This is a genomic window from Streptococcus oralis, assembly GCF_964238205.1.
GTDB classification, from domain to species: domain Bacteria; phylum Bacillota; class Bacilli; order Lactobacillales; family Streptococcaceae; genus Streptococcus; species Streptococcus oralis_CZ.
In genome coordinates, this window is record NZ_CAXSLF010000001.1 from 671,367 (window position 1) to 697,941 (window position 26,575).

The window sequence follows — 26,575 nt, forward strand, 5'->3', positions numbered from 1 at the left end:
CTTTCTATTTTTTAGTTTCTAGCAATTTTCTTTAGATACTGAGCCAAGATTGCCCATAAAATTAAACTAGCAATCAAAATATATATCCAGGCATTAGGCTCTTCTGTAAATGGCAGAGGGACATTCATTCCGAAAAATCCTGTAATGACTGCAAGAATGGCTAGCAAAACTGAGATAATGGTCAAGGTTGTCAAATTATCATTCAGATTGTTGTTTAGGATATTATTGTAAGATCCTGAGAGTTGTTGTAAAACCTGGGAAATCAAATCTGTCATGGACACCAACTGATGAGCTTCAATCATAGCATCATCAAACTGCTCTCTTTCCACTTCGTTAAAGTTCCGATAAAGCGCATGTCCTTGGATATGCTCCAAGAGGAGGCGATTTTGTTTAGCCGCAGCTGTCAAGTAAACCATACCAGTTTCCAAGTCAGAGAGGGCAAAGAGATTTTTTTTAGTGGTTGTTTGACGCAACAAGGCACTGATTTCATCCTTACTTTTATCCATCTGTTCAATGACAGGATAATAAGCATTGCTGATAAGCTCTAAACCGGCAAATAGAAACTTGTAGATTGAAATGATTTCATGATTTTCAAGATAGCCTAGCATCTGATCAATGACATAAGCATTCTTATGGTTGCTGATGGTAATCATTCGTTGCTTTTCCACGATAAAGGTCATAGGAATGGCTTCATAGTATTCCTTGTCCCTTTCTAAGTCAAGAACGTTATAGATAAAGGTGACTGTCCCGTTTTCACGGTTATAATCCATGTGGGCTCGTTCGTTTCTATCCAGCGCATACTCGATGGTTTCTTTATCCAATCCATAGATTTCTGATAAATCTTCAAGATTTTTGATGATTTCCACATCTAGATTAATCCAGGTACAACCATTTCCTAACTGCTTATCTAAAAACATCGTTTCTCCTTTACCAAACTCTTTCTATTGTACCATAAATCAAGTAAAATTTCAGTTCTCTTCTTTCCTTGAAAAATTGCTAACCACAGTAATATTGCGGTTAGGAACAAAGTGAAGGGCTTGGTCGTCACTTCTCAGTTGAGTCGTTCGAATTCCGACACTAACTACTTTTCCTGATACGGTAATAGGCCCATTGGTCAAAACAACTTCATCTCCTACATCCAACTGGCGTTCAAAGAGAATAAAGAAGCCATTGATGACGTCTGATAGAAAACCTTGTGCCCCCATACCGATAGCCACCCCAGCAATTCCTGCACCCGCAAGCAAGCTAGAAACAGGCAACCCTAAAATAGACAAGATACAGTAAATCAAGAAGAAATAAAGCGTGTAGTTGAAAATATTTTCAAGCAAACGAGAAATAGTCTTTTGTCTACCTGCATCTCGATTTGAAAACTTAAGTGAAGGTTTAACAATCTTTCCTACAGCAACATGGAGGAACTTTTTAGCTATATAAAATAGAAGGATAAGAAGTAGAAGAGAAATCACCTTGGTCAAGAGATTTTCTAATACAGTTGTTAGATCTAATTTATCCAAATAACGTTGAAAAAATTCTTGCATATAAAACTCCTTTTCTATCCATTATACCATAAATCCTTCCCAGCCATCCTTTTCATAAATATTCATTAATTCCAATGAAACTTATAACTCACTTGCTTTTCAAGCATATTTATACTATAATCATAAACAATACACAAAAAAGGAGACCTCTATGAAAAGAATCATTCGTGCTTGGAACAAAACAAATTTGATCAAACGTATCGGAATCGGAATGGTCTTGGGAGCAATTCTAGGTCTACTCTTTCCTAATCTAACTGGCATTGGTTTATTGGGAGATTTATTTGTAGGAGGACTAAAAGCTATCGCTCCTATCCTGGTTTTTGCTTTAGTCGCTAACGCCCTTTCCCAACACCAAAAAGGCCAAGATAGTAATATGAAAAGAGTCATTTTCCTCTATTTGCTGGGGACTTTTGCTGCGGCTCTTGTAGCAGTTTTGGCTAGCTTTCTCTTCCCTGTTCAGATGGTTTTGAGTAGCGCTAGCACAGAAGTTACTCCTCCAGACGGTATTGGACAAGTACTCAGCAATCTTCTGCTAAAAATAGTAGATAATCCTGTCAATGCCATCATCGAAGCTAACTATATCGGAATTTTGTCTTGGGCTATCGTCTTTGGGATTGCCATGCGAGAAGCTAGCAAAAATAGCAAGGAACTACTCAAAACAATGGCCAGTGTGACTTCAAAAATCGTCGAATGGATCATCAACCTGGCGCCCTTTGGTATCCTGGGCTTGGTCTTCGAAACCATCTCAGACCAAGGTATCGCTAGTTTAGCAAATTACGGAATCCTACTCGGACTTTTGATTGCCACTATGGTTTTCGTTGCCCTAGTGATCAATCCTCTGATTGCTTTTCTCTTTATCAAGAAAAATCCATATCCCTTGGTGTGGAAATGCTTGCGTATCAGTGGCGTTACAGCCTTTTTCACTCGAAGTTCCGCTGCTAATATCCCTGTTAATATGAAACTCTGTGAGGATCTAGGTCTTAATCCAGATACCTATTCTGTCTCAATCCCCTTGGGATCAACCATCAATATGGCTGGAGCTGCTGTTACCATCAACATCTTAACCCTAGCAGCTGTCAATACTCTAGGAATCTCAGTTGATTTTGCAACAGCCTTTGTACTCAGTATCGTTGCAGCCATCTCTTCCTGCGGTGCTTCAGGAATCGCCGGAGGTTCACTCCTACTTATCCCAGTTGCCTGCAGTCTCTTTGGGATTACCAACGATATTGCTATGCAGGTTGTGGGTGTTGGTTTCGTTATTGGTGTTATTCAAGACTCTTGCGAAACAGCCCTCAACTCTTCAACAGATGTCCTCTTTACAGCAGTAGCAGAATTTTCCTCTGCTCACAAAAAATAATCTAGACAAGCCTTTTTAGGGCTTGTTTTGTCTGGTTTCTATCATTCATTATAGGAAATATCTCATGTCTATCACCCAACGTACTTTAAAACTCGTTCTGGCAACCTGTTTGGCCTGTGTCCTAGCCTACTTTCTCGATTTATCTTCAGCAGTGTCAGCTGGTATCATTGCCCTTTTGAGCTTGTCTGATACTCGTAGAAGCACTATAAAACTAGCTCGCAATCGTTTATTCTCTACCCTTCTTGCTCTTTTCATTGGTGTCCTTTCCTTTCACCTGACTGGCTACCATATCTGGAGTTTCGGTCTCTATTTGGCCCTCTATGTTCCCCTTGCCTATAAATTCGGCTGGGAAATTGGCATTACCCCGAGTAGTGTCCTGGTCAGTCATCTCTTGGTTCAGAAGTCTACATCACCAGATCTGCTAGTGAACGAGCTTCTCCTATTTCTTATCGGTACGGGATTTGCCTTGACTGTCAATCTCTATATGCCTTCTCGACAAGAAGAAATCCATCTCTATCATCTCAAGGTAGAAGAAAAACTCAAACACATTCTACAACGTTTTGAATATTATCTTGGAAAGGGCGATGGCCGCAACCGTGCTCAACTCGTTGAGGAACTGGATCAGCTTCTTGAAGAAGCTCTCAAACTGGTCTATCTTGATCACTCTGACCATCTCTTTCATCAGACCGACTATCATATCCACTATTTCGAAATGAGACAGAGACAGAGTCGCATTCTTCGCAATATGGCCCAGCAAATCAACACCTGTAATCTAGCAGCAAGCGAAAGCCTAATCCTTGCCCAGCTATTTGCTAAAATTGCGGATCAACTCAGTCAGACCAATCCAGCCAACGATTTATTAAATGATATTGAAAGCTACCTGCAGGTATTTCGCAATCGTAACCTCCCTAAAACAAGGGAAGAATTTGAAACACGCGCAACATTACTTCAACTCCTGCGCGAATTGGAAAACTTTATCCAACTGAAAGTTGACTTCTATCAACGCTATTCTGAAAAAAAAAGCAATCTATCTTAATCAAAAAAACTTCTATCAGCCAACTAGTTGCTAATAGAAGTTTTTATTATTTTAGGATTCGAATTGATGATTAGTGTTTTTTCCGAATCGACATGAGACTGATATCTCGCAAACTAAAGTAAGCAAGGACCAGCATGGCTACTGTGATAAAGAATTCTGTTGGTAGCTGAAAGATTTGCAGGATGGACAACATGAGCAAAATCACGAGGGAAACGAGACCAAAAACAAGAATTACAATATTAACCGTCCCCTTGATACTTTGAGGTGTCGCAAATATATAGAGTAAGAGTAATAAAATCCCTATGATTAAATAGACCATTTTCTGCTCTTTCTAGCTTTTATTCAGCTGATTTTTTCTTTTTGTTTGCTTTCTCACGCTCTGCCTTGTTAAGGATTTGTTTACGCAAACGAATAGATTCAGGCGTTACTTCCATGTATTCATCGTCGTTCAAGAACTCAAGAGACTCTTCAAGAGTTAAGATACGAGGAGTTTTGATAACCGCTGTTTGATCCTTAGTTGCTGAACGAACGTTGGTCATTTGTTTAGCCTTAGTGATGTTAACTGTCAAGTCATTTTCACGAGAGTTTTCACCGATGATCATTCCTTCGTAAACCTCAGTACCTGGATTAACAAAGATAGTACCGCGTTCTTCGATAGACATGATAGAGTATGTTGTTGCCTTACCGGTATCGATAGAGACAAGGGCACCACGGTGACGTCCACCGATTTCACCTGGAATCAATGGCAAGTATTGGTCGAAGGTATGGTTCATGATACCGTAACCACGAGTCATTGACAAGAACTCAGTTGAGTATCCAATCAAACCACGCGCAGGAACGAGGAAGACCAAACGAGTTTGACCATTACCAGTTGAGATCATATCCAACATTTCACCTTTACGTTCAGAAAGGCTTTGGATAACGGATCCTTGGTATTCTTCAGGTGTGTCGATTTGCACGCGTTCAAATGGTTCACATTTGACGCCATCAATTTCTTTTACGATAACTTCTGGACGAGATACTTGAAGCTCATAGCCCTCACGACGCATTGTTTCGATAAGGATTGACAAGTGCAATTCCCCACGTCCTGATACAGTCCATTTATCTGGTGAGTCAGTTGGTTCAACACGAAGAGAAACGTCTGTTTGCAATTCTGCTTGAAGGCGCTCTTCAACCTTACGAGAAGTGACCCATTTACCTTCACGACCAGCAAATGGTGAGTTGTTGACCAAGAAGGTCATTTGAAGTGTTGGCTCATCGATGTGAAGAACTGGAAGAGCTTCAACTGCATCTGTTGGAGTGATGGTTTCGCCGACAAAGATATCTTCCATACCTGAAACGGCAATCAAGTCACCAGCTTTAGCTTCTTGAATTTCACGACGTTCCAAACCAAAGAAACCGAAGAGTTTTGTAACTCGGAAGTTCTTAGTTGTACCATCCAATTTAGAAAGTGTAACTTGATCCCCTACCTTTACACTACCACGGAAGACACGTCCGATACCGATACGACCTACGAAGTCGTTGTAGTCCAAAAGTGACACTTGGAATTGAAGGGGCTCATCTGAGTTATCAACTGGAGCTGGAATGTGGTCGATAATAGTGTCAAAGATTGGCGCCATAGTTTTTTCTTGGTCTGCTGGATCATCTGATAATGAAGATGTTCCGTTGATAGCTGACGCATAAACAACTGGGAAGTCAAGTTGGTCATCATCCGCACCAAGCTCGATGAAAAGTTCCAAGACTTCATCTACTACTTCTGCTGGACGAGCTGATGGCTTATCGATTTTGTTAACCACAACGATAGGCACAAGGTCTTGTTCCAAGGCTTTTTTCAATACGAAACGAGTCTGTGGCATGGTTCCTTCGTAGGCATCTACAACCAAAACAACACCGTCAACCATTTTCATGATACGTTCAACTTCTCCACCGAAGTCCGCGTGCCCTGGTGTGTCCATGATGTTGATACGAGTTCCGTTGTAGGCAACTGCTGTATTTTTCGCAAGGATGGTAATTCCACGCTCTTTTTCAATATCGTTTGAGTCCATTGCGCGCTCTGCCAACTCTGTACGCGCGTCAAGAGTTTCAGATTGTTTCAACAATTCGTCAACAAGTGTAGTTTTACCGTGGTCGACGTGGGCGATAATCGCGATATTACGGATATCTTCTCTTAATTTTGTCATGATTTCCTCTATTGTATTCAAAAATTTATTTTCTAACTGAACGATTATACCACAATTTTGAGCAAATGACTTAACTCAAGTAAGTGTAAATGTTTTCACTGCACTTTTCTTTTCACTTCAAGCCTTTTCAAAGCAAGCGACTTGTGATAAGATAGGCTGGTATGCGTTTAGATAAATTATTAGCCCAGGAAAAAATCAGTCGAAAAGCCATGAAACAAGCTCTTCTGAAAAAAGAAATTTTTGTAGATGGACACGCTGCTCGTTCCCTTGCACAGAATGTTGATACGGGGTTGCAAGAGTTGATTTTCAAAGATAAAAAAATTAAAGGATACGAACACACTTACCTCATGCTCCATAAGCCAAATGGAGTCGTAACTGCAAGCAAGGATAAGAAACTCCCAACGGTCATGGACCTCCTTCCTCAGCTTCTCCAGTCTGACCAACTCTACGCCATCGGTCGTCTGGATCGGGATACGACAGGACTCCTCCTCTTAACGGACAATGGGCCTCTAGGTTTTCAACTCCTCCATCCTCAATACCATGTCGATAAAACTTACCAAGTAGAGGTCAATGGGCCACTAACTCCCGACCATATTCAAGAGTTTAAAGATGGGATTGTCTTTCTTGATGGAACTATCTGTAAACCTGCTCAACTTGAGATTTTATCCTCAAGTCCTAGTCTCAGCAAAGCCACTATCACCATCTCTGAAGGAAAGTTTCATCAAGTCAAAAAAATGTTCCTCTCTGTTGATGTCAAGGTCACTGCCCTAAAACGAGTTCAATTTGGAGATTTTATGTTAGACTCTGACCTAGCAGAAGGTGATTTCCGACCTCTAAACAAAGAAGAACTGCAGATTATTAAAACATACTTAGAAAATAGTGGATAAAACAAAAAAGCTTTAAACAAATAAAGCTTTTTTAAATCTTCTTTAGAGTACAAATAGCATAACACCTAAAATAAAGTGAAGTGCAGAAATTACAATCCCCAGGATGGACAAATTTTTTTCTCTCTTATAGTCTAGTCCAGATTCTTTTTGATGTGAGCTAGCTAAGACTAGACCAATAATCCCCAAAATCAAACTTACCACTGGCGAAAGCAAACCAAGAATGATAGACAAGATACCTAAAACAAGTGACGCTTTTTTCTTTTCTTGCATATTCTAAAAACTCCTTAAACTAAACACAAATGAATAATACCATAAAAATCGGCTTTATCAATTGGGTGAAAAATGTTAGCACTATGTTATTCGGTTCTTGAACCGAGAAGAGTGGATAAAACAAAAAAAGCTTTATCTTTAAAAGCTTTTTTTGTTAGAATCCTGATTAGTGCATCATTAAGATGAGTCCTGCAACCCAGTTAATTACAGAAACTACAATCCCTACGATATTAAGAATTCGTTCTGTTTTATAGTCTAATTCAGATTCTTTTTGATGTGAATTAGCCAAGACTAGACCAATGATCCCCAAAACGAGACCTACGATTGGAGATAGCAAACCAAGGACGATAGATAGGATACCTAAAACAAGTGATGGTTTTTCTTTTCTTTCATCTTCAAAAAAACTCCTTAAATTTTATACTAACAATTATACCATAAAAAGCCGAAACTTTATATTAAACATATGTGACAAGTTTTTTCACATTGTTAATTAGACTTCACCTTCCCAGTCCAAGAATCCAATCCGTAAGAGAGGATATAGATTTCTGAGAAGCCTTGCTTTTTCAAGAAAAGTGCTGCATTGGTCACACGTTGCGCACGTTGGTTTTCATATAGAAGGACTGGTTTATCCTTGCGAAGAGCTGCAAGACTTGTCTTCAATTGATTTGAAGGAATATTACGAGCTCCAAGGATATGTTTTCTGTGGAAGTCAGCTGGATCACGCAAGTCAATTAACTGACCTGTACGAATCAAAGACTCAAATTCTGCATTGTCTACAATTTTCGCTGCACGACGAATGCGAAGGTAGTTGTATCCCATCCAAGCCAACATCGCTACAATAAGTCCCCATAATACCCAAGTTACCATATTACCTAATCTCCATTTTTTTCTAAATAGTCTAATTCTAGTTTGTGCTCTCTGCGAAGAACAGCCTCCGCTTCTAGATAATCCAGCTTATCCATCAAACCAGCATCATAGATTCGAGATAGTTCAATCTTCATTAATTCAATGTCATAAAGACGTTTCCCCATATAGACAAGAATGCCGAACTGTTTGAGAAATTGTTGCACATCGTAGAGTGTTTTCATAGCTTTCATTTTAGCAAAAAATCAGAGTTTTTTCAATAGTTCCCTTGGAGGATTGCTCTTTTTACTATTATCTAGCTTTCTTCACACTATGACAAAGAAGAAAGCCTACTGTCATACCAACGATATTTTGCACAAGATTTGGGACGATTTCTGGTATGGCTGCTCCCCAACCATTCATCCAAGCCGATGCAAAAGCGTAACCTGCCACCATGATGATGGTTGCCAAGACTAATCCTAGCCACTGCCATTTCCCTTTAACACCTGCCAAATATCCCTGCGAACCATGGAAAATCAAGCTGAAGAACATCCACTGGGGGTAGCCTGAAATCAGGTCAATTAGAAATCCCGCTAATCCTCCGACAACAGCTCCTTCGCGACTCCCAAAGTAAAAGGCCGTAAAGAATATTCCTGCATCCAAAAGTGTTAGAAATCCTGTTGGTGTTGGGATTTTTACGAAATAGCCCAAAACTACGGATAGAGCTGCTAGGATGGATACTAGGGCGATTTTACTTGTTTTTGTTTGCTTCATATTGTCTTACTCCATACTGATCTGCTTGTGCAATGGCACGGTAAACAAAGGCTTTAGAACTTTCAATTGCTGGTAAGAGCTCCTCTCCCTTGACTAACTGGCTGGCAATGCTTGAGGCAAAGGTACACCCTGCACCAGCATTTTGCCCTTGGATGACTGGATTTTCAAGAATGGTAAAATTCTCTCCGTCATAAAAGACATCCACAGCCTTATCCTGACTGAGACGATTTCCACCCTTGATAATCACTGCTGGCACACCCAAGTCATGTAATTTCTGCGCTGCAGACTTCATATCTTCTAAGGTTTCAATCTTTTGGTCTGCTAGCAATTCTGCCTCAGGAAGATTGGGTGTAATGACAGTCACATAAGGGAAAAAGCGAATCAACTCTTGACAAAGCTCGCTGACAGCAACATCATGCGTTTCCTTACAAACGAGAACTGGATCCAATACCACTGGAATTCCTGTGCATTCCTTGATAAAGTTAAGAGCTTTCTCAGCAACACCAACAGTCGGTAAGAGACCAATCTTAATCCCTCCAAAGTCTACGCTCTTGAGACTATCCAACTGTTGTTGGAAAATAGTCTCATCTGTCGGGAAGACCTCAAAACCATTTTCCGTCAAAGCAGTTAAACAAGTCATAGCTACAAAACCATGCAAACCATTTAAAGTATAGGTCGCGAGGTCAGCAGCTAGTCCACCACCACTAAAAATATCATTTCCTGAAAGTGCTAAAATACGATTATTCTTCATAACGAATCTCCTTCAAATACAAACCATTGGGTGCTGCAGTTGGACCTGCCAACTGTCTGTCTTTTTTCTCCAAAATCAGGTCAATCTGCTCTATCGGCATTCTGTTATTACCAATTTTCAGCAAGGTCCCGACCATATTTCGAATCTGCTTATAGAGGAAGCCATTGCCAGAGAAAGTAAAGGTCAAAAATTGACCGGTCTCGTCAACCCTAAGACTGGCTTCCGTGATTGTTCTTACCTTGTCCTCCACACTTGTTCCGGCAGCAGTAAAACCGGTGAAATCATGGGTTCCTTCTAATTTCTTTACTGCCTTTTGCATGCGTTCCACATCTAGTGGATAGGGATAGTGGGTGGCATAATGACGTCTCATAGGATTTTTAGGACGCCCTCTATCCACGATAAACTCGTAGGTCTTGCTATGCTTGGCATAACGGCAATGAAAATCATCAGCCACTACCTCAATCGAAATGACATCTATATCTTCAGGACTTTGAGTATCGAGAGCAAAGCGAAGCTTTTCCTCATTCATCTGATAGGGAAGGTCAAAGTGGATAACCTGCCCTAGCGCATGAACACCACTATCCGTTCGCCCTGCACCATGGATGGTAATGGCCTGCCCTTTATTTAATTTGGTTAAAGTTTTTTCAATTTCCTCTTGGACAGTACGCGCGTGTGGTTGCCGTTGAAAGCCAGCAAAGGCGTAGCCATCATAGGAAATGATTGCTTTATATCTAGTCATGTATCTATTTTATCAAGAAAATTTCTCTGCAACAAGTTTGAAAACCAAAAATTGTACGGGTGCAGTTTTAGATATAAACTAGTCCTTACCTCGATTTTCTCATTATATATTTTCGTACAGGTACTTCAACCATTTGAACGATTTCAAATCCTTCTTTTTGGTAAAGATTGTAAGCTGTTTGATTTGCCTCGTAAACATTTAGAGAAATAGTATCTATGTCTTCATTTTCAAAGGCCAAACTAACAAATTCCCTTAATGCCTGGCTACCTAAGCCCTGCCCCTGTTTCTGAGGATTGATAAAAAATCTCCCGATATGAAGATTCCTGTCTTCTAGCCTGATTTTCTGGATGACACCTACAAACTCTTCTTCAGCAAAAATGGAAAAAATTCCTTCCAGCTTTTGTAAGGATTGGACCATCAAGGGATAAGAAATTTTGGGTCCCATCCATTGTTTCTGAAAACTTTCTCCCAAAGCATTAGACCAGCGACAAATGAGTTGGACATTTTCTATCTGAAGTCCTTTTTCAAAGTGAATTTTCATATTTGCTCCTAAAATTTCTCCTTTATCCAACTATTATACTCTTTCTCTTATTTTTTCCGAATAAATAAGTATGATTCATCTTTACTTTTTTCTTGTTGGAGCTATTATCGCTTCCTTTCTAGGTCTTGTCATTGACCGCTTTCCTGAGCAGTCTATTGTTTTCCCTGCTAGTCACTGCGATTCCTGTCATACTCGCTTACGTCCCTTGGATTTGATTCCAATTGTCTCACAGGTATTCAATCGCTTTCGTTGTCGCTACTGTAATTCAAGCTATCCCTTTTGGTATGCTCTCTTTGAGTTTGGATTGGGGCTTCTCTTTCTAGCTGAGTCTGTGGGATTTTTAACTTTGGGGCAAGTCATCTTGATAACTGCCGGCTTGACTTTGGGCATCTACGACTTTCGTCATCAGGAATATCCCTTGCTCGTCTGGTTGATTTTTCACTTAATCCTCATGGTTTGCTGTGGTTGGAATCTAGTTATGATTTTCTTTCTTATCTTGGGAATTTTGGCTCACTTTATCGATATCCGCATAGGTGCAGGGGATTTTCTCTTTCTGGCTTCCTGTGCACTTATTTTTAGCTTAACTGAGATGCTGATTTTAATTCAATTTTCTTCCACAACTGGCATCCTAGCCTTTCTCCTACTAAAGAAAAAGGAAAGACTTCCTTTTGTACCTTTCCTCTTGCTTGCCGCTTGTATGATTATTTTTGGTAAGCTACTGCTTCTCGAATAAAGTCAGCGATTTCTGCTACTTGTCCTTCATGTAGAGCCTTAACAATCTTGGAACCGACGATAACGCCATCTGATACTGCATTAAATCGTTCTACATCATCCTGTGTGGATACACCAAAACCTGTCAAGACTGGAATATCTGCTACTTGATGCAGTTGAGCCAAGTGCTTGTCCAAGTCATCTCGGTAATTTCCTGCTTTCCCTGTCACCCCGTTAATGGCAACAGCATAAACAAAACCTTCTGATCCTTCAATGAGTTCCTTTTGACGCTCCATTCCTGTCGTCAAGCTGACAAGTGGAATCAAAGTAATGTCTGTATTCACCAAAAAGGGCTCTACAAAGTTAGCGTGTTCATGAGGGAGGTCTGGGATAATCAACCCTTTAACCGCTGTAGTAGAAAGTTCTTTGATAAATTTCTCAATACCGTACTGAAAGAGGGGGTTAAAGTAGGTCATGATAACAAGTGGAACTTCTGTTTCAATAGTCTTTAAAGTTTCAACTAGAGCCTGTGTAGAAGTACCACTAGCTAGACTGCGCAAGCCTGCTTCTTCGATAACTGGACCATCTGCAACTGGGTCAGAAAAGGGAACTCCTACCTCAATGGCAGACACACCCAAATCTTCTAAAAAGTGAATTGTTTCACCGAGACCATCTAATCCTTTTTCGTGGTCTCCAGCCATGATATAGGGAACAAAAATTCCCTTTCCGGTTGCTTTAATAGCGTTCAGTTTTTCTGTTAGTGTCTTAGGCATGAGCTTCTCCCTTCTTTGCTGCGTCTGCTTCCAAGCGGTCTTTAACTTGAACTACATCCTTGTCTCCTCGACCTGATAGACAGACAATCATAGACTTGTCTGGACCAAGTTCTTTGGCTAATTTCACCGCAAAGGCGATAGCGTGACTAGATTCCAAAGCTGGGATAATCCCTTCCACACGAGACAAGAGTTGGAAGCCTTCCAAGGCTTCCTCATCTGTCACAGGAACATAGGTCGCACGCTTGATATCGTGGTAATGAGAATGTTCTGGACCGATACCTGGGTAGTCCAAACCTGCTGAGATAGAGAAGGCTTCTAAGATTTGTCCATGGGCATCTTGGAGAACATCCATGAGAGAACCGTGAAGAACTCCTGGGCGACCCTTGGTCAAGGTAGCTGCGTGATGCTCTGTGTCCACACCAAGTCCTGCTGCTTCAGCCCCATACATAGCTACTGACTCATCTTCTACAAATGGATGGAAAAGCCCGATAGCATTCGAACCACCACCAACACAGGCTACTAGAGCATCTGGTAAGTCTTTCCCAGTCAAGTCGCGGTACTGTTGTTTAGCTTCACGTCCGATAACACTTTGGAAATCACGCACAATTTCTGGAAAAGGATGAGGCCCCAAGGCAGAACCAAGGATATAGTGGGTATCATCGATGTTGGCTACCCATGAACGAAGGGCTGCATTGACCGCGTCCTTGAGCACGCGCGAACCATCTGTTACAGCTTCCACCTTGGCTCCCAAAAGTTCCATACGGAAGACATTGAGGGCTTGGCGTTTAACATCTTCCTCACCCATATAGATAGTACATTCCATATTGAAGAGAGCTGCAGCTGTTGCAGTTGCCACACCATGTTGACCGGCACCTGTTTCAGCGATAATTTTCTTTTTGCCCATGCGTTTAGCAAGAAGAACTTGTCCCAAGGCATTGTTAATCTTGTGTGCACCTGTATGGTTGAGATCTTCACGTTTGAGGTAAATCTTGGCTCCGCCGATATGCTGGGTCAAGTTTTTTGCGTAGTAAAGGGGAGTTTCACGACCTACATACTGGCGCAAAAGTTGGTTTAACTCTTCTTGGAAACTTGGATCTGCCTGACTTTCACGATAAGCCTCTTCCAATTCCAATACTGCTGTCATCAATGTTTCTGGGACAAAACGTCCACCGAATTTCCCGTAAAATCCATCTTTATTTGGTTCTTGATATGCCATGTTTTACCCTCTCTATAAATCTTCTAATCTTTTCATGATCTTTTTGTCCGTTTGATTCTACCCCACTTGATACATCTACTGCATAGGGAGTAAAGTGTTGAATTGCTTCTTCTACATTGGCTTCATTTAGCCCACCTGCGATGAAGAAAGACTGAGATAATTCTGTCGTATCCAGTTGCCCCCAATCAAAGGTCTGGCCACTTCCTGCCACAGGTGCATCAAAGAGTAAATAATCTGCCTGAGAATTGGGTACATGTCCATTCCCATCCACCTGCATTGCCTGAATGCTGGCACAAGGCAAATTCTCAAACAAATCATCCGCCACCTGACCATGAATTTGAACTAAGTCCAAACCAATCTTTTCAATCGCTTCTAGTAGTTCTTCCCGACTTGGTGAAACAAATACCCCAACTTTTTGAATATGGCTAGGAATGAGCTTTGCCAACTCGGCAGCCTGGGCCAAGGTCACCTGTCTTTTGCTAGGAGCAAAGACAAAACCAATGTAGTCTGCTCCAGCCGACACAGCTGCCTCTACAGCTCCTTTGGTCGATAGCCCACAAATCTTAACCTTTGTCAATCTGCAACTCCTTGATTCTCTGGGCTACATCTTCTGCCTGCATGAGGGCTGTTCCTACCAAAATTCCATTAAAGTAGGGTGCGACTCGTTTCGCATCTGCTTCTGTAAAAATAGCAGATTCAGAAATGTAGAAGCAATCGTCCTTAAAGTATTGGGCCAAGTCTACACTGGTATGCAAGTCAACTTCAAAGGTAGTCAAATTACGATTATTCACACCGATAATTTGAGCTCCCAGGCGGTGAGCAACTTCTAGTTCAGCTAGATTATGAGTTTCCACTAATACTTCTAGGCCAAGCTCTGTCGCATAGTCATACAGTTCCTTGAGGCGTTCTTCTGATAAAGCCGCTACGATAAGCAAGATAACTGTCGCACCTGCATTGCGAGCACGAATGATTTGCTTTTCATCGATAATAAAATCCTTGTTTAAAGTCGGAATCTCTACCTGACTGGCAATCTCACGAAGATAATCCAAATGACCCTTGAAGAAAACTTCATCTGTCAGAACAGAAATCATAACAGCGCCGTTAGCCTCGTAAGTCTGGGCCTGTTGAACGATATCCACATCCAGATTGATATCACCCATACTTGGACTCGCCTTCTTGACCTCCGCAATGATTTGCAAACGGTCCTGATGGTTTTTCAAATATTCAGCCAAACGATAGCTTTCACGCAAGGGCTGAAGTTCCTCTCTCTCCATCTTTTCAACTTCACGCGCCTTCTGCTCTAGGATACGTGATAAAAATTCCTGACTCATTTTTGGTACTCCTGTAATAGTCTGAGTTTTTCAAGGGCCTTACCACTAGCTATCACTTGACGTGCCAATTCAACTCCGTCCTTGATACTGTCTGCTTTACCATTGGCGTAGAATCCTAGACCAGCATTTAAAACGGTTGTTTCCAAGAATGGACTTGGTTCATTATTAAGAACGCTAACAAGGATGGCTGCATTCTCATGTGCATTTCCACCACGAATGTCCTCAATGGCAATGCGTTCCATTCCCAAATCTTCTGGGGTAAAGGTTGACAAAGTGATTTCACCATTTTCAAGAAGGGCAATGCTGGTAGTACCATTCAAACCAGCTTCATCCAATCCTTCTGGACCAGCTACTACGATAGCACGTTTGCGACCCATGTTTTTCAAAACCTGAGCCGTACTTTCCAGAAGTTCTGGACGACTAATTCCTAGAAGCTGTGTTTCCAAGACCATTGGGTGAATCAGTGGACCTGTCAAATTCATGATGGTTGGAATTCCCAATTCCAAGCGTGCTGGCATGATATATTTCATAGCTGGGTGCATGTTTTTGGCAAAGAGAAAGACAATTCCTGTTTGATCAAATACCTTACCTAATTGTGCTGGCTTGAGGTCAATATTGATTCCCAAAGCTTGCAAGACATCTGCTGAACCAGATTTAGAGGAAATTGAACGATTACCATGTTTAGCCATATGGATTCCTCCACCTGCTAAGACAAAGGCTGCAGTTGTTGAAATGTTAAAGCTAAATGACTTATCTCCACCCGTACCGCAGTTATCCATAGCATCTTGAATGTTGGTTGGAATGTGTTGAGCATGTCCTCTCATGACTTGGGCGAGGGCTGTTCTTTCCTCAGGTGTTTCTCCCTTCATCTTGAGAGCTAAAAGAAGTGATGCAATTTGTGCTTCTGTCACTCTCCCTGTCACGATGCGTTCAATCACATCCGTCATTTCAACACCTGATAGATCTTCAAAGTTCGCTAATTTTTCAATAATTTCTTTCATTTTGTGTTCCTCACTTTACAACTTTCTCGATAAAATTCTGAATAGAAGATAGGCCATCTGGCGTTCCAATACTTTCTGGATGATACTGCAAGCCATAAATCGGAAGAGTTTTGTGTTGAATCCCCATAATGGCTTGGTCATCTTTCGAACGAGCTGTCACTTCAAACTCTTCTGGCATCTCTTCAATTAAAATACTGTGGTAACGCATGACTGGACGATTGTCCTCGATTCCTTGATAGAGAACGGACGGAGTCTCAAATCGAATCTGACTCTGCTTGCCATGCATGACTTTTGGAGCCAAGCCCAACTTGCCACCAAAGACTTCTGCAATGGCTTGGTGCCCCAAACAAATCCCTAGAATCGGTTTCTTACCTGCAAAATCACGAATCATTTCTTCCATCTTCCCAGCATCAGCTGGCCAACCTGGACCAGGAGAAAAGACCAGTCCATCTGCCTTTGTAGCTTCTTCATAAAGGTTTGGATCATCATTTCTCAAAACCTGAACTTCTGCGAAATTCCCAATGTATTGAGCCAAGTTATAGGTAAATGAATCATAATTATCAATCAATAAAATCATGGTCTTAGTTCTCCCATTCTAGTCATAGATTTAGCTTTGTTAATGGTTTCTTGGTATTCATTCTGAGCGATAGAATCATAAACAATTCCTGCACCAGCCTGTACGTAGGCTGTTTTACTTTTTAGAATCATGGTTCGAATTGCAATGGCAAAGTCCATATCTCCAGTTGCTGAAAGGTAACCGATAGCTCCGGCATAAACGCCTCGCTTCTCTGTTTCCAACTCATAGATGCGTTTCATAGCACGAATCTTAGGGGCCCCAGAAACTGTTCCAGCCGGAAGAGTCGCCTTCAAGGCATCCATGGCAGTCAGTTCTGGCAACAAACGACCTTTAACCACGCTAGTCAAATGCATGACATAGCGGAAAAGTTCCACTTCCATATACTTGGTTACTTGGACACTTGCTGTCTCAGCAATTCTACCGATATCATTTCGTCCCAAGTCTACCAACATTCGATGTTCTGCCGTTTCCTTTGCATCAGAAAGTAGATCACTTGCAAGTGCTGCATCTTCCTCGTCATTGGCACCTCTAGGTCGTGTACCTGCAATTGGATTGGTTGTCACGATACCATTCTTGACGGAAACCAAACTCTCAGGACTGGCACCGATGATTTGATAATCTCCAAAATCATAAAAGTAGAGGTAATTTGATGGATTTGTCACTCGGAGATTTCTGTAAAAGTCAAAAGGATTTCCAGTTACCTCTGCGGAGAAACGCTGACTAAGCACGCATTGAAACATATCTCCATTGCGAATCAAGTCGCGCGCTGTTTCTACCATCTCTTCAAATTTTTGAGGTGCAATATGTGGTCTAAACTGAAGTGGAGAAACGTCCAAATCTTCAAATTCATTTGGAGCAGGGATCTTCAACTCTTCTAAAACCTGATTTAAAGCCACTTCTAATTCTTCATTACTACGTTCACTGTAGAGAGCATCCTCTATGACATGAATTTTTTCTTTCTTATGGTCAAAAACTATATAACTTTCATAGACGAAGAAATGCATATCTGGCGTCCCAATCGTATCCTCAGGAAGCTGGCCAATTTCTTCATAAAGAGAAATCATATCATAGCCAACAAATCCGATAGCTCCACCACCAAAAGGTAGGTCTGAATGGTGATGGCTTTTATGAGTCACTTCATAAAGGAAATCCAAGGGGTCACGATCAATCACTCGCCCATTTTGATAAAGAACCCCATTTTCAAACTTAATCTCAAAAACTGGATTATAAGCCAAAATAGAAAATCGAGCATTTTCCTTTTCTCTTGGGATACTTTCAAGTATGACCTTGTGTTGTCCCTTTAAGCGCATATAAGCCAAGATTGGTGATAAAACATCTCCATGAATGATTCGTTCCATTGTAATTTCCCTTTCAGTTCCTTATTTTATGATCTTTAGTGTTAATTTTTTATCTTTTTTCTATTTCCCTTAAATAGTGCGGACGGGAGCAACTTTCTCCGAAATTTCATCCCTAATTTTTGAGCCTTAGGTCTCAAAAATTCCGTTCTAGAGAAGCATCTTTGCTTCTCTAGAATACCACTATGGCGGGAAATAGCGGTTCAATGCTCACTTCGCTCGCAAATATTTTATAGAAATCTATCTAGTGATGAAGCATAATTTAAAACTGATAGCCATATCTACGAAAAATATATAAAAATCCCCACGCAAAATAACTTGCGTGAGGACGAAATTCGCGGTGCCACCTCAATTATAGGATTTCTCCTATCTCTCAATCCCGTCTCAGAATCTTCTTGTAACAGGCTGTGCTATAAAGGGCACTCCCTTGAGAATCATGTTTTCTTCTCTCAATTCAGATGGACCCAACCTTACAGCTTTCTCTGCTTGTTTTCAGCAACCACAAGCTCTCTGAGAGAGAAACAGCTATAATTTTTCCATCTTTTATTTTTTAGCTTCAAGGTAGTCTGCAATGGCAGCTACGTCCTTGTCTCCACGACCAGAGACATTGATGATGATAATCTCATCTTTACTTAGTTTTGGTGCTCGTTTAACTGCTTCAGCGATAGCATGGGAGCTTTCAATAGCTGGGATAATTCCTTCAGTCTTGCTAAGTAGAAGCAAGGCTTGAACAGCCTCTTCATCAGTTGCTGCAACATACTCTACACGACCAGAGTCTTTAAAGAAGGCGTGTTCTGGTCCAACCCCTGGATAGTCTAAACCAGCAGAGATAGAGTAAACAGGTGCAACATTTCCATCTTCACCAAAGACTGCATAGGTTTTCATTCCATCGACAATTCCTACACTACCCTTGGTCATTGTTGCCGCGTGTTTGTCGGTATCTAAACCGTGACCAGCAGCTTCTACCCCAACCAATTTAACTTCTTCATCAGCTACATACTGCGAGAAGGCACCGATGGCATTAGAACCACCACCCACACAGGCAATGACGTAGTCTGGCAAACGTCCTTCTTTTTCCAAGATTTGACGTCGAGACTCTTCACTAATCACTTTTTGGAATTCATGAACAATCGTTGGGTAAGGGTGCGGACCTACAGCCGAACCTAAAACGTAGAAAGCATCAAGGTCATTCATCCATGCTCCAAAGGCTGCATCTACCGCATCTTTGAGAGTACGAGTACCAGTTTCAACTGCGTGAACAGTTGCTCCCATCATCTCCATACGGAAGACGTTGAGACGTTGACGTTCCACATCTTCTGCCCCCATGTAGACATCACATGCCATACCAAATTTAGCTGCAGCTGCAGCTGTCGCAACACCGTGCTGGCCAGCTCCTGTCTCTGCAATCACACGTTTTTTACCCATGCGTTTAGCAAGAAGAATCTGTCCAAGGACATTGTTAAGTTTGTGTGAACCAAGGTGGTTAAGATCTTCACGTTTGAGATAGATCTTAGCACCTCCTAGATAATCCGTCAAACTTTCTGCAAAATAGAGCGGAGTCTCACGACCTGAATAATCTTTCAAGTAATGACGATATTCTGCCAAAAATTCTGGATCGTCCTTGTATTTATCAAAAGTCACTTCCAACTCATCTAATAAAGCCTGAATTGGTTCTGGTACAAAACTACCACCAAATTGTCCAAAATAACCTTTAGTTGTCATAAGATTCCTCTTTTCTACTGTTTCCAAGATAAGAAAACGCCCACACACGGAATTTACTTCCATGTGAGGGCGTTTGTAACGCGGTACCACCTCAATTGTAAAGAGAATATCCCCTTTACATCTCTGCCTTGTCTAACAACAAGTTGCACTGTAAGGTGTGCCTACCGAATTTTCATTGTTTCAAATTCACTTTTAAAATCAGCCCAATTTCACTAGTTTCAACCACCTGTTCACAGTAACCACAGGCTCCCTGAAGATTAAAAATAATTACTTTTCTGATTTGTTGAGTTAATTATATGTTATTGTTTTTTCTTTGTCAACCGTTTTCACTATTTTTTTTAATTATTTTTGTGAAGCACTTAGAACTTCATCAGAAACTTTGACAAAAGTCTCAATGATATAATCTACTTCTTCATCCGTTAATTTGGTGTGAAGTGGTAGTGTAATCTCATTTACAAAGTAGGCATAAGCCTTAGGATAGTTTGCCATATCAAAGCCAAGATTCTTATAAGCTGTCAAAAGTGGAAGCGGTTTGTAGTGAACGTTACTTGCGATTCCAGCTTTGGCCAATTCTTGGATAATTTGATTGCGTTGCTCGAGACTAGCACCTTCTACATGGGTAACGTAAAGGTGACGACAAGATTCAACAGTATCTGTCTCATGCGCCAATGGGTGAATACGAGTTCCTGCAAATCCACGGTCATAGCGACTTACGATCTCTTTACGACGTTGAAGCAAGCCAGGATAACGATCCAATTGTACCAAACCAATTGAAGCCATGATATCCGTCATGTTGCACTTGTAGGCAGGAGTTACGATATCGTATTCCCATGAACCTAGTTGCATCTTAGCTAGCGCATCTTTTGTTTGACCATGAAGAGATAGGATTTGGAATTCCTTGTACATTTCTTCATCATCAATAGCTGGATTAGCTTTCCAAGTAGCACTTCCTCCTTCAGCTGTTGTGAAGTTCTTAACTGCGTGGAAAGAGAAGGACGTAAAGTCTGCAATAGAACCAGCTGGTTGTCCCTTGTAGGTTGAACCCAAAGCATGGGCGCTATCTGAGACAACAACGATACGGTTAAAGACTTTTTGCCACTTGCTAGTAGCTGTAAAGAGGTCACGTTTCTTTTCTACAACTTGGAACAAACGGTCATAGTCACAGATAATCCCTGCAAGTTCAACTGGGATGATAACCTTTGTCTTCTCAGTAATTGCTTGCTCAAGCTTGTCATAATCCATTTCAAAGGTATCATCTTGGATATCAACCATAACTGGTGTAGCACCTACGTGAGTGATAACGCTACATGATGCTGTATAAGTCATAGCTGGAACGATAACTTCATCGCCAGGGCCCACTTCAAGCACGCGCAAGATCAATTCAAGAGCTGCTGTTGCAGAGTTGAGGCAGACTGTCTTAGGTGTCTGAGTATAGGCAGATAGACGACGCTCCAATTCTTTTGTCTTTGGACCTGTTGTGATCCAACCAGAGCGGAGGGTATCTGCTACTTCAGCAATTTCAGCTTCGGTAATATCAGGTGGTGAAAATGGAATATTATACTTTGTCATTGTTTTACTCCTTTGATTGGTTTCAATCTTACGACTACTTTATTTTAAAACTTCAAATACAGTCTGGAACATGATCTTGATATCTCCGAAGAAATTAAAATCACGTAGGTAGGCTAGATTATAGTGCATCTTTTCTGGGAGGACTCTTTCGACATAGGCCTGGTCAACCGTCATACCTTTTGCAGTCATTTGACTGATAATGGCATCCTCGTCCTTATAGTTAATGCTGGCAAGCGATGTAATCCCTGCAGGCAAGAGCAAGGTAGCCATCATTTCAGGGCTATACTGCTCTGTGTAGCGTGGTACTTCTGGACGAGTTCCCACAAAGGACATCTCACCTTTGAGAACATTAACCAATTGCGGCAATTCATCCAAACGAACACGTCGAATGAAATTTCCAACTTTTGTGATACGACTATCATTTGCAGAAGTTACTAGACTTCCTTTTTTATCAGCATCCGTTACCATGGTCCGGAATTTCCAAATCTTGAAATGTCGGTTGTACTGGGTTACCCGCACCTGCTTGTAAATAACTGGACCTTTGCTATCTAGCTTGATCCAAATGCTTAGAATTAGAAATACGGGTGAAGTCAAGATTAACAAGACCAAGGCTAGAAACAAATCTAGACAACGCTTGAGAATCAGTGAACCTTTTCTTCCAGAGACGAGCTGGTAGTATGGTTTTACCTCGCTCAATTGCATCTCTTGAGGTAGTTCATCCCATTTCAGCATGCACATTCTCCTCTGTTTTTTAATATGTAATCTTTAAACATTCTACATTATACCACAAAATGAAAGAGGCAGTGCAAGAAATCTGTGTTTTAAAGGAATTCTTCCTTAGGAAAGAGCCCCTGCCTGCAAACTATACATCTTGTGATAGGTTCCACCCAAGGCCAAAAGTTCCTCATGGGTTCCACTCTCAATAATACGTCCCTTATCAAGGACATAGATACAGTTAGCATCCTGAATGGTAGAAAGACGATGAGCGATGGCAATGGTCGTCCGGCCCTGTCTCATCTTGGCTAGAGAATTTTGGACCAGAGTTTCTGTTTCAGAGTCAATATTGGCTGTCGCTTCATCCAAAATCAAAATTTTCGGTTGACTGGCAACGGTTCTAGCAAAGGCAAGAAGTTGACGTTGCCCAGTAGAGAAACTCGAACCACGCTCAGACACTGGGGCATCATAGCCTAATGGAAGATCCTGAATGAAAGAATCTGCATCCACAAATTCTGCCGCTGCCTTAACCTGGTCATCGCTGATATCTTGGTACATGGCGATATTGGACTTGATGGTCCCATGATAGAGGAAAGGTTCCTGTAGAACCAGACCGATATTTTTTCTCAATTCCTCTTGGCTATACTTACGAATATCCACACCATCTAAGAGAACTCGACCAGACTGGAATTCATAAAAGCGCATGAGAACATTGATGATAGAGGATTTCCCAGAACCTGTATGTCCGACAAAGGCGATGGTTTCACCTTTATTGACTGTAAAGGAAATATCATCGAGAATTTGGTGTTTCCCATCATAGGAGAAGGACACATGTTCAAAACGGATATTCCCTTCTTGAATCTCCGCTTGTCCATTTTCTTGGGTCGGTTCATAGTTGGTTTCATCGATAAGTGCAAAAACACGACCTGCTGACACCATGGATGTTTGAAGGGTAGAAAAGTTTTGCGTTACCTCGATGAGGGGATCAAAGAGGCGATTGATGTACTGGATAAAAGCATACATAGTTCCTGCTGTTATGCCTAGATAGAGACCACGATAGCCAAAGTAAGCCATCAAAACTGCATACCCCAATAACTTCAGTAAACTCATGGCCGGGCGTAAAAAGAGGGAATCCAGAGCTACTGAACGGTTAGCGTAGACCAGGTGTTCCTGATTTATCTCATCAAACTCTTCTTGCAGGCGCTTTTCTTGGTTAAAGGCTTGAATGATGCGAATCCCTTCGATATTTTCTGCCAGCTTACTGTTAATATCTGATAAGAGACTTCTGGTTTTTTCAATAACCCTGACCGATTTTTTACGGTAGAGATTGACCAAAAGGAAAATCAAAGGTAGAAAGAGCAATACTAAAGCTGTCAGACGATAATCCAAAACAAGCATGGTATAAAGGGTTGTCACAAAGATAAAGACTGCTGAGACAAAGCTGGATAAAATTCCTGAAAACATATCACTAATAGTCTCAGTATCATTGGTCAAACGCGAAACAATGGAACCTGCAGGTGTTTTATCAAAATAAGACATACCTAGTTTTTCCATATTGGCAAAGGCATCACGTCGGATATCTCTAACGATGCTGTAGGACACGCGTGCAAAGAGGATGTTCCCCACATATTGGACAATAGTTTGAAGGATGTAGAGACCATAGTAAACTAGCAAAACTGTAACAGCAAGCTGATTAAGATTGTTTAGATACTGGTCGATAAAGTGCGAAGCTACCAAGGGAATTACGCTTTTAATAACAGTCGTCGCGAGGAGAAAAGCAAGGGCTAAAAAGGTGAGGAGACTATAGGGCTTAAGATAAGACAACAAACGCTTCAATACAGCCCATTGTTCTTGTTTATTCCGCATCTTCTTCTCCTTTCATTTCTAACTGTTGAGACTGGTAGGTCTGGGCATACCAACCATCCAAGGCTAGTAAGTCTTCATGCCTACCTCGCTCAATGATGCGACCATCCTGCATGACCAAAATCAAATCTGCATGAACAACTGCACTGAGACGATGGGCAGTAATGATAGTCGTTTTATCTTTGCGAGTTTCCTTGAGATTATCGATGATCGCGAACTCTGTCTTAGCATCCACAGCTGACAAGGAATCATCTAAAATCAAGATATCAGGATTTAAAATCATGGCCCGACTCATAGCCAGACGTTGCTTTTGTCCACCGGATAGACTGACACCTTTTTCCCCGATAACTGTATCAAATCCCTCAGGCATGTCTTGAATATCTTGATAGACTTGAGCCAGCTTTGTCGCTTCTTCTACTGCTGAGAAAGGTAGGTCAGGATTTCCAAAACAAATATTCTCTAAGATAGAGCTAGCAAAGAGAAATTGGTCCTGTGGGACGTATCCCATCAAACTTCGTAAATCAGCTAGTCGATAGTCACGAATGTCATGACCATTTAGATAAATAGCTCCTTGGTCAACATCATACTCACGTAGGAGCAATTTTATCAAAGCAGTTTTCCCTGAACCAGTCTGCCCAACCAAGCCCAAGGTTTGCCCTTTTTCGAGACTAAAATGTATATCTCTCAGCGTCTCTTCGTCTTCAAAGGCAAAACGATCAATGGCATAGTCCAAGCGCCCATTTTCAATCCCATCAAGTGGATATTCTGGATCTTTGACAGGTGATTCTTGAGACAAGAGGTTCTCAATTCGTTGATAAGAAACCTTCCCTCTTTGAGTAATATTAAAGAGGAAACCAATCGCCATCAAGGGCCAGACCAACATATCCAAGTAAGAGATAAAGGTGACCAGATTACCAACGGTTACTTGTCCTGCTTGCACCATAAAGGCACCGACTAAGAGAGTTAAGGCATAGGAAGAACCAACAAAGAGTAGAACCATGGGGTCAAAGAGACTATCATATTTCATGGTTTGCAGATTCTTTTGGAAGGTCAAATTATTGACTTCCTGGAAAGATGCCAACTCATCAGACTGATAACCAAAGGACTTGGTTACCTTGATACCTGATACAGATTCTTGAACCTTATTATTAAGTTCAGAAAAGGCTGCTTGGGATTCGCCAAAAGCCTTATGGGTCTTTCTCCCCAGACGACTAGTCGCATAGGCCATAAATGGCAAGGGCAGAATGGCAACCAAGGTCATCTGCCAAGAAATGCTAAAGAGCATTGTCAGCAGAGTCACCAAGGCCGTGATAGAGGCATCCACCGCCGACATGACACCACCACCTGCTAGACGAGTCAGAGCATTGATATCATTGGTTGCGTGAGCCATCAAATCCCCAGTTCGATAATTCTGATAAAAAGCTGGCGACATTTTTGTAAAATGCTCAAATAGTCTTGAACGCATGATTTGTCCAAGTCGGTAGGAGGTCCCTAGGATATACATGCGCCAAACGTAACGCAAGTAGTACATCCCGAAAGCTGCCAGCAGGAGATAAAAGAGATGACGTAGGAGTTCATCTTGTGTTAATCGTCCCGAAGTAATGGCATCAATCACGCGCCCCATGACCATAGGTGGGATAAGGTTTAGTACAGAAACCAAAACCAAAGCTACGATTCCAACTAGGTAACGGCGTTTTTCTAATTTAAAAAACCACCAGAGTTTTTGGATGATGGACATAAAATTCCTTTCTAATGACAAATGGAAACCTGAGGCTACTGCCTCAGGTTTTTCCTATTCATAGGTGATGACACTAACTTAAACTTTGTCATATTTAGCGATAAAGATACTCAAAGGAGTAACATTTCATTTATTTTCAATCTTTTACATAAATCATTCTTTATTATATAGGAATGACCTGGATTTTTCAAACCATACGCTGGGGAATTGCTTCTTTTTCTGGTATAATATTGTCTATAATCTGAATGAAAAGGTAAACATTATGAAACTGATCTCATGGAATATTGATTCCCTAAACGCTGCACTCACGAGCGATTCTGCGCGTGCGAAATTATCACAAGACGTCCTCCAAACCTTGGTTGCTGAAAACGCTGATATCATCGCCATCCAAGAAACCAAGCTTTCAGCTACAGGGCCTACTAAAAAACATCTTGAGGTGTTAGAAGAACTCTTCCCTGGATATGAAAATACTTGGCGTTCCTCTCAAGAACCTGCTCGTAAAGGCTATGCTGGAACCATGTTCCTCTATAAGAAAGAACTGACTCCAACTATCAGTTTCCCAGAAATCGGTGCTCCTTCTACCATGGACTTGGAAGGACGTATCATCACTTTAGAATTTGATACATTTTTCGTGACCCAAGTTTACACACCAAACGCTGGTGATGGACTCAAACGCTTGGAAGAACGTCAAGTCTGGGATGTCAAATATGCAGAGTACTTGGCTCAACTAGACAAGCAAAAAACTGTCCTAGCAACAGGAGACTACAATGTTGCCCACAAGGAAATTGACCTTGCCAACCCAGCCAGCAACCGTCGTTCACCAGGATTTACAGACGAAGAACGTGAAGGATTTACAAACCTTTTATCCAAAGGATTTACAGATACCTTCCGCCATATCCATGGCGATGTGCCAGAACGCTATACTTGGTGGGCACAACGTAGCAAAACTTCAAAAATCAACAATACAGGCTGGAGAATCGACTACTGGCTCACAAGTAACCGTGTAGCAGACAAGGTTACCAAGTCAGACATGATTGACTCAGGCGCACGCCAAGACCATACACCGATTGTCTTGGAGATTGATTTCTAAGG

29 protein-coding genes and 2 other annotated features are annotated in these 26,575 nt (G+C 41.4%); of the genes, 5 read left to right on the top strand and 24 right to left on the bottom strand.

What is annotated here, in order from left to right:
* Positions 1 to 11: 11 nt before the first annotated feature.
* A complete protein-coding gene (locus tag ACESOD_RS03365; RefSeq protein ID WP_049508908.1) occupies positions 12 to 917 on the bottom strand; it encodes a magnesium transporter CorA family protein in 906 nt (301 codons plus the stop codon).
* Between the two features lie 51 nt (positions 918 to 968).
* Positions 969 to 1,535, bottom strand: coding sequence for a mechanosensitive ion channel family protein (locus ACESOD_RS03370; RefSeq protein WP_001154834.1), 567 nt, complete (start codon positions 1,533 to 1,535; stop codon positions 969 to 971).
* 151 nt (positions 1,536 to 1,686) lie between these two features.
* On the opposite strand from ACESOD_RS03370, the gene sstT reads away from it, so the two are divergent.
* On the top strand, positions 1,687 to 2,892 hold the full coding sequence (gene sstT / locus ACESOD_RS03375) for a serine/threonine transporter SstT (protein ID WP_373094002.1): 1,206 nt from the start codon (positions 1,687 to 1,689) through the stop codon (positions 2,890 to 2,892).
* A gap of 64 nt (positions 2,893 to 2,956) precedes the next feature.
* On the top strand, positions 2,957 to 3,928 hold the full coding sequence (locus ACESOD_RS03380; RefSeq protein WP_373094004.1) for an aromatic acid exporter family protein: 972 nt from the start codon (positions 2,957 to 2,959) through the stop codon (positions 3,926 to 3,928).
* A gap of 70 nt (positions 3,929 to 3,998) precedes the next feature.
* Here ACESOD_RS03380 and ACESOD_RS03385 read toward each other — a convergent pair whose 3' ends face one another.
* Together ACESOD_RS03385 and typA are read right to left on the bottom strand one after the other, a co-directional pair.
* Positions 3,999 to 4,247 carry a DUF3165 family protein gene (locus ACESOD_RS03385; RefSeq protein WP_000262655.1) on the bottom strand — a complete coding sequence of 83 codons (249 nt, stop codon included), beginning with the start codon at positions 4,245 to 4,247 and terminating at the stop codon, positions 3,999 to 4,001.
* Between the two features lie 19 nt (positions 4,248 to 4,266).
* Entirely contained in the window at positions 4,267 to 6,108 is a 1,842-nt protein-coding gene (gene typA, locus ACESOD_RS03390) for a translational GTPase TypA (protein WP_049503436.1), read from the bottom strand.
* A gap of 161 nt (positions 6,109 to 6,269) precedes the next feature.
* On the opposite strand from typA, the gene ACESOD_RS03395 reads away from it, so the two are divergent.
* Entirely contained in the window at positions 6,270 to 6,995 is a 726-nt protein-coding gene (locus ACESOD_RS03395) for a pseudouridine synthase (protein WP_373094005.1), read from the top strand.
* Between the two features lie 42 nt (positions 6,996 to 7,037).
* On the opposite strand, the gene ACESOD_RS03400 is transcribed toward ACESOD_RS03395, so the two are convergent.
* From ACESOD_RS03400 to ACESOD_RS03435, 8 genes are all read right to left on the bottom strand, one after another.
* Positions 7,038 to 7,265 (bottom strand): DUF4190 domain-containing protein, encoded by a 228-nt coding sequence (locus ACESOD_RS03400; protein WP_373094006.1) that lies wholly within the window; start codon positions 7,263 to 7,265, stop codon positions 7,038 to 7,040.
* Positions 7,266 to 7,431: 166 nt separating this feature from the next.
* A complete protein-coding gene (locus tag ACESOD_RS03405; RefSeq protein WP_373094076.1) occupies positions 7,432 to 7,623 on the bottom strand; it encodes a DUF4190 domain-containing protein in 192 nt (63 codons plus the stop codon).
* Positions 7,624 to 7,751: 128 nt separating this feature from the next.
* Positions 7,752 to 8,132, bottom strand: coding sequence for a rhodanese-like domain-containing protein (locus ACESOD_RS03410; protein ID WP_000259323.1), 381 nt, complete (start codon positions 8,130 to 8,132; stop codon positions 7,752 to 7,754).
* A gap of 5 nt (positions 8,133 to 8,137) precedes the next feature.
* The gene (locus tag ACESOD_RS03415; RefSeq protein WP_024053574.1) at positions 8,138 to 8,362 is read right to left on the bottom strand and encodes a YqgQ family protein; all 225 of its coding nucleotides are present in this window, start codon (positions 8,360 to 8,362) and stop codon (positions 8,138 to 8,140) included.
* Positions 8,363 to 8,420: 58 nt separating this feature from the next.
* Positions 8,421 to 8,882: an ECF transporter S component gene (locus ACESOD_RS03420; RefSeq protein ID WP_070677715.1), complete on the bottom strand. Its 462-nt coding sequence runs from the start codon at positions 8,880 to 8,882 to the stop codon at positions 8,421 to 8,423.
* On the bottom strand, positions 8,860 to 9,633 hold the full coding sequence (locus ACESOD_RS03425) for a bifunctional hydroxymethylpyrimidine kinase/phosphomethylpyrimidine kinase (RefSeq protein ID WP_373094009.1): 774 nt from the start codon (positions 9,631 to 9,633) through the stop codon (positions 8,860 to 8,862). The genes ACESOD_RS03420 and ACESOD_RS03425 overlap by 23 nt, the downstream gene beginning before the upstream one ends.
* Entirely contained in the window at positions 9,623 to 10,372 is a 750-nt protein-coding gene (gene truA / locus ACESOD_RS03430; RefSeq protein ID WP_373094011.1) for a tRNA pseudouridine(38-40) synthase TruA, read from the bottom strand. Before truA ends, ACESOD_RS03425 begins: the two co-directional genes overlap by 11 nt.
* An 85-nt stretch (positions 10,373 to 10,457) precedes the next feature.
* Complete coding sequence (locus ACESOD_RS03435) at positions 10,458 to 10,913, bottom strand: GNAT family N-acetyltransferase (protein WP_373094012.1); 456 nt, start codon at positions 10,911 to 10,913, stop codon at positions 10,458 to 10,460.
* Positions 10,914 to 10,983: 70 nt separating this feature from the next.
* On the opposite strand from ACESOD_RS03435, the gene ACESOD_RS03440 reads away from it, so the two are divergent.
* Complete coding sequence (locus ACESOD_RS03440; protein WP_373094014.1) at positions 10,984 to 11,646, top strand: prepilin peptidase; 663 nt, start codon at positions 10,984 to 10,986, stop codon at positions 11,644 to 11,646.
* On the opposite strand, the gene trpA is transcribed toward ACESOD_RS03440, so the two are convergent.
* From trpA to ACESOD_RS03500, 12 genes are all read right to left on the bottom strand, one after another.
* Complete coding sequence (trpA, locus tag ACESOD_RS03445) at positions 11,615 to 12,397, bottom strand: tryptophan synthase subunit alpha (RefSeq protein ID WP_373094016.1); 783 nt, start codon at positions 12,395 to 12,397, stop codon at positions 11,615 to 11,617. The two genes, ACESOD_RS03440 and trpA, sit on opposite strands and share 32 nt — an antisense overlap.
* Complete coding sequence (trpB, locus tag ACESOD_RS03450) at positions 12,390 to 13,613, bottom strand: tryptophan synthase subunit beta (protein ID WP_373094018.1); 1,224 nt, start codon at positions 13,611 to 13,613, stop codon at positions 12,390 to 12,392. Before trpB (ACESOD_RS03450) ends, trpA begins: the two co-directional genes overlap by 8 nt.
* Positions 13,591 to 14,190, bottom strand: coding sequence for a phosphoribosylanthranilate isomerase (locus ACESOD_RS03455; RefSeq protein ID WP_373094020.1), 600 nt, complete (start codon positions 14,188 to 14,190; stop codon positions 13,591 to 13,593). Before ACESOD_RS03455 ends, trpB (ACESOD_RS03450) begins: the two co-directional genes overlap by 23 nt.
* A complete protein-coding gene (gene trpC / locus ACESOD_RS03460) occupies positions 14,177 to 14,944 on the bottom strand; it encodes an indole-3-glycerol phosphate synthase TrpC (RefSeq protein ID WP_373094022.1) in 768 nt (255 codons plus the stop codon). Before trpC ends, ACESOD_RS03455 begins: the two co-directional genes overlap by 14 nt.
* Positions 14,941 to 15,945 (bottom strand): anthranilate phosphoribosyltransferase, encoded by a 1,005-nt coding sequence (trpD, locus tag ACESOD_RS03465; RefSeq protein WP_373094024.1) that lies wholly within the window; start codon positions 15,943 to 15,945, stop codon positions 14,941 to 14,943. The genes trpC and trpD overlap by 4 nt, the downstream gene beginning before the upstream one ends.
* 10 nt (positions 15,946 to 15,955) lie before the next feature.
* On the bottom strand, positions 15,956 to 16,522 hold the full coding sequence (locus ACESOD_RS03470; RefSeq protein WP_373094026.1) for an aminodeoxychorismate/anthranilate synthase component II: 567 nt from the start codon (positions 16,520 to 16,522) through the stop codon (positions 15,956 to 15,958).
* Positions 16,519 to 17,880 (bottom strand): anthranilate synthase component I, encoded by a 1,362-nt coding sequence (trpE, locus tag ACESOD_RS03475; protein ID WP_373094027.1) that lies wholly within the window; start codon positions 17,878 to 17,880, stop codon positions 16,519 to 16,521. Before trpE ends, ACESOD_RS03470 begins: the two co-directional genes overlap by 4 nt.
* A gap of 318 nt (positions 17,881 to 18,198) precedes the next feature.
* Positions 18,199 to 18,424 (bottom strand) — a binding site (T-box leader).
* On the bottom strand, positions 18,421 to 19,599 hold the full coding sequence (gene trpB, locus ACESOD_RS03480; RefSeq protein ID WP_061863621.1) for a tryptophan synthase subunit beta: 1,179 nt from the start codon (positions 19,597 to 19,599) through the stop codon (positions 18,421 to 18,423). (Overlaps the previous feature by 4 nt.)
* Before the next feature lie 62 nt (positions 19,600 to 19,661).
* Positions 19,662 to 19,886: a binding site (T-box leader), on the bottom strand.
* 55 nt (positions 19,887 to 19,941) lie between these two features.
* Positions 19,942 to 21,168 (bottom strand): DegT/DnrJ/EryC1/StrS family aminotransferase, encoded by a 1,227-nt coding sequence (locus tag ACESOD_RS03485; RefSeq protein ID WP_373094028.1) that lies wholly within the window; start codon positions 21,166 to 21,168, stop codon positions 19,942 to 19,944.
* Positions 21,169 to 21,207: 39 nt separating this feature from the next.
* Complete coding sequence (locus ACESOD_RS03490) at positions 21,208 to 21,900, bottom strand: sugar transferase (RefSeq protein WP_006149937.1); 693 nt, start codon at positions 21,898 to 21,900, stop codon at positions 21,208 to 21,210.
* Between the two features lie 105 nt (positions 21,901 to 22,005).
* A complete protein-coding gene (locus ACESOD_RS03495) occupies positions 22,006 to 23,748 on the bottom strand; it encodes an ABC transporter ATP-binding protein (RefSeq protein WP_373094029.1) in 1,743 nt (580 codons plus the stop codon).
* Positions 23,738 to 25,483 carry an ABC transporter ATP-binding protein gene (locus ACESOD_RS03500; protein ID WP_373094030.1) on the bottom strand — a complete coding sequence of 582 codons (1,746 nt, stop codon included), beginning with the start codon at positions 25,481 to 25,483 and terminating at the stop codon, positions 23,738 to 23,740. The genes ACESOD_RS03495 and ACESOD_RS03500 overlap by 11 nt, the downstream gene beginning before the upstream one ends.
* A 262-nt stretch (positions 25,484 to 25,745) precedes the next feature.
* Between ACESOD_RS03500 and ACESOD_RS03505 the strand changes: the two genes are divergently transcribed.
* Positions 25,746 to 26,573, top strand: coding sequence for an exodeoxyribonuclease III (locus ACESOD_RS03505; RefSeq protein WP_373094032.1), 828 nt, complete (start codon positions 25,746 to 25,748; stop codon positions 26,571 to 26,573).
* The last annotated feature ends 2 nt before the right edge of the window (positions 26,574 to 26,575 follow it).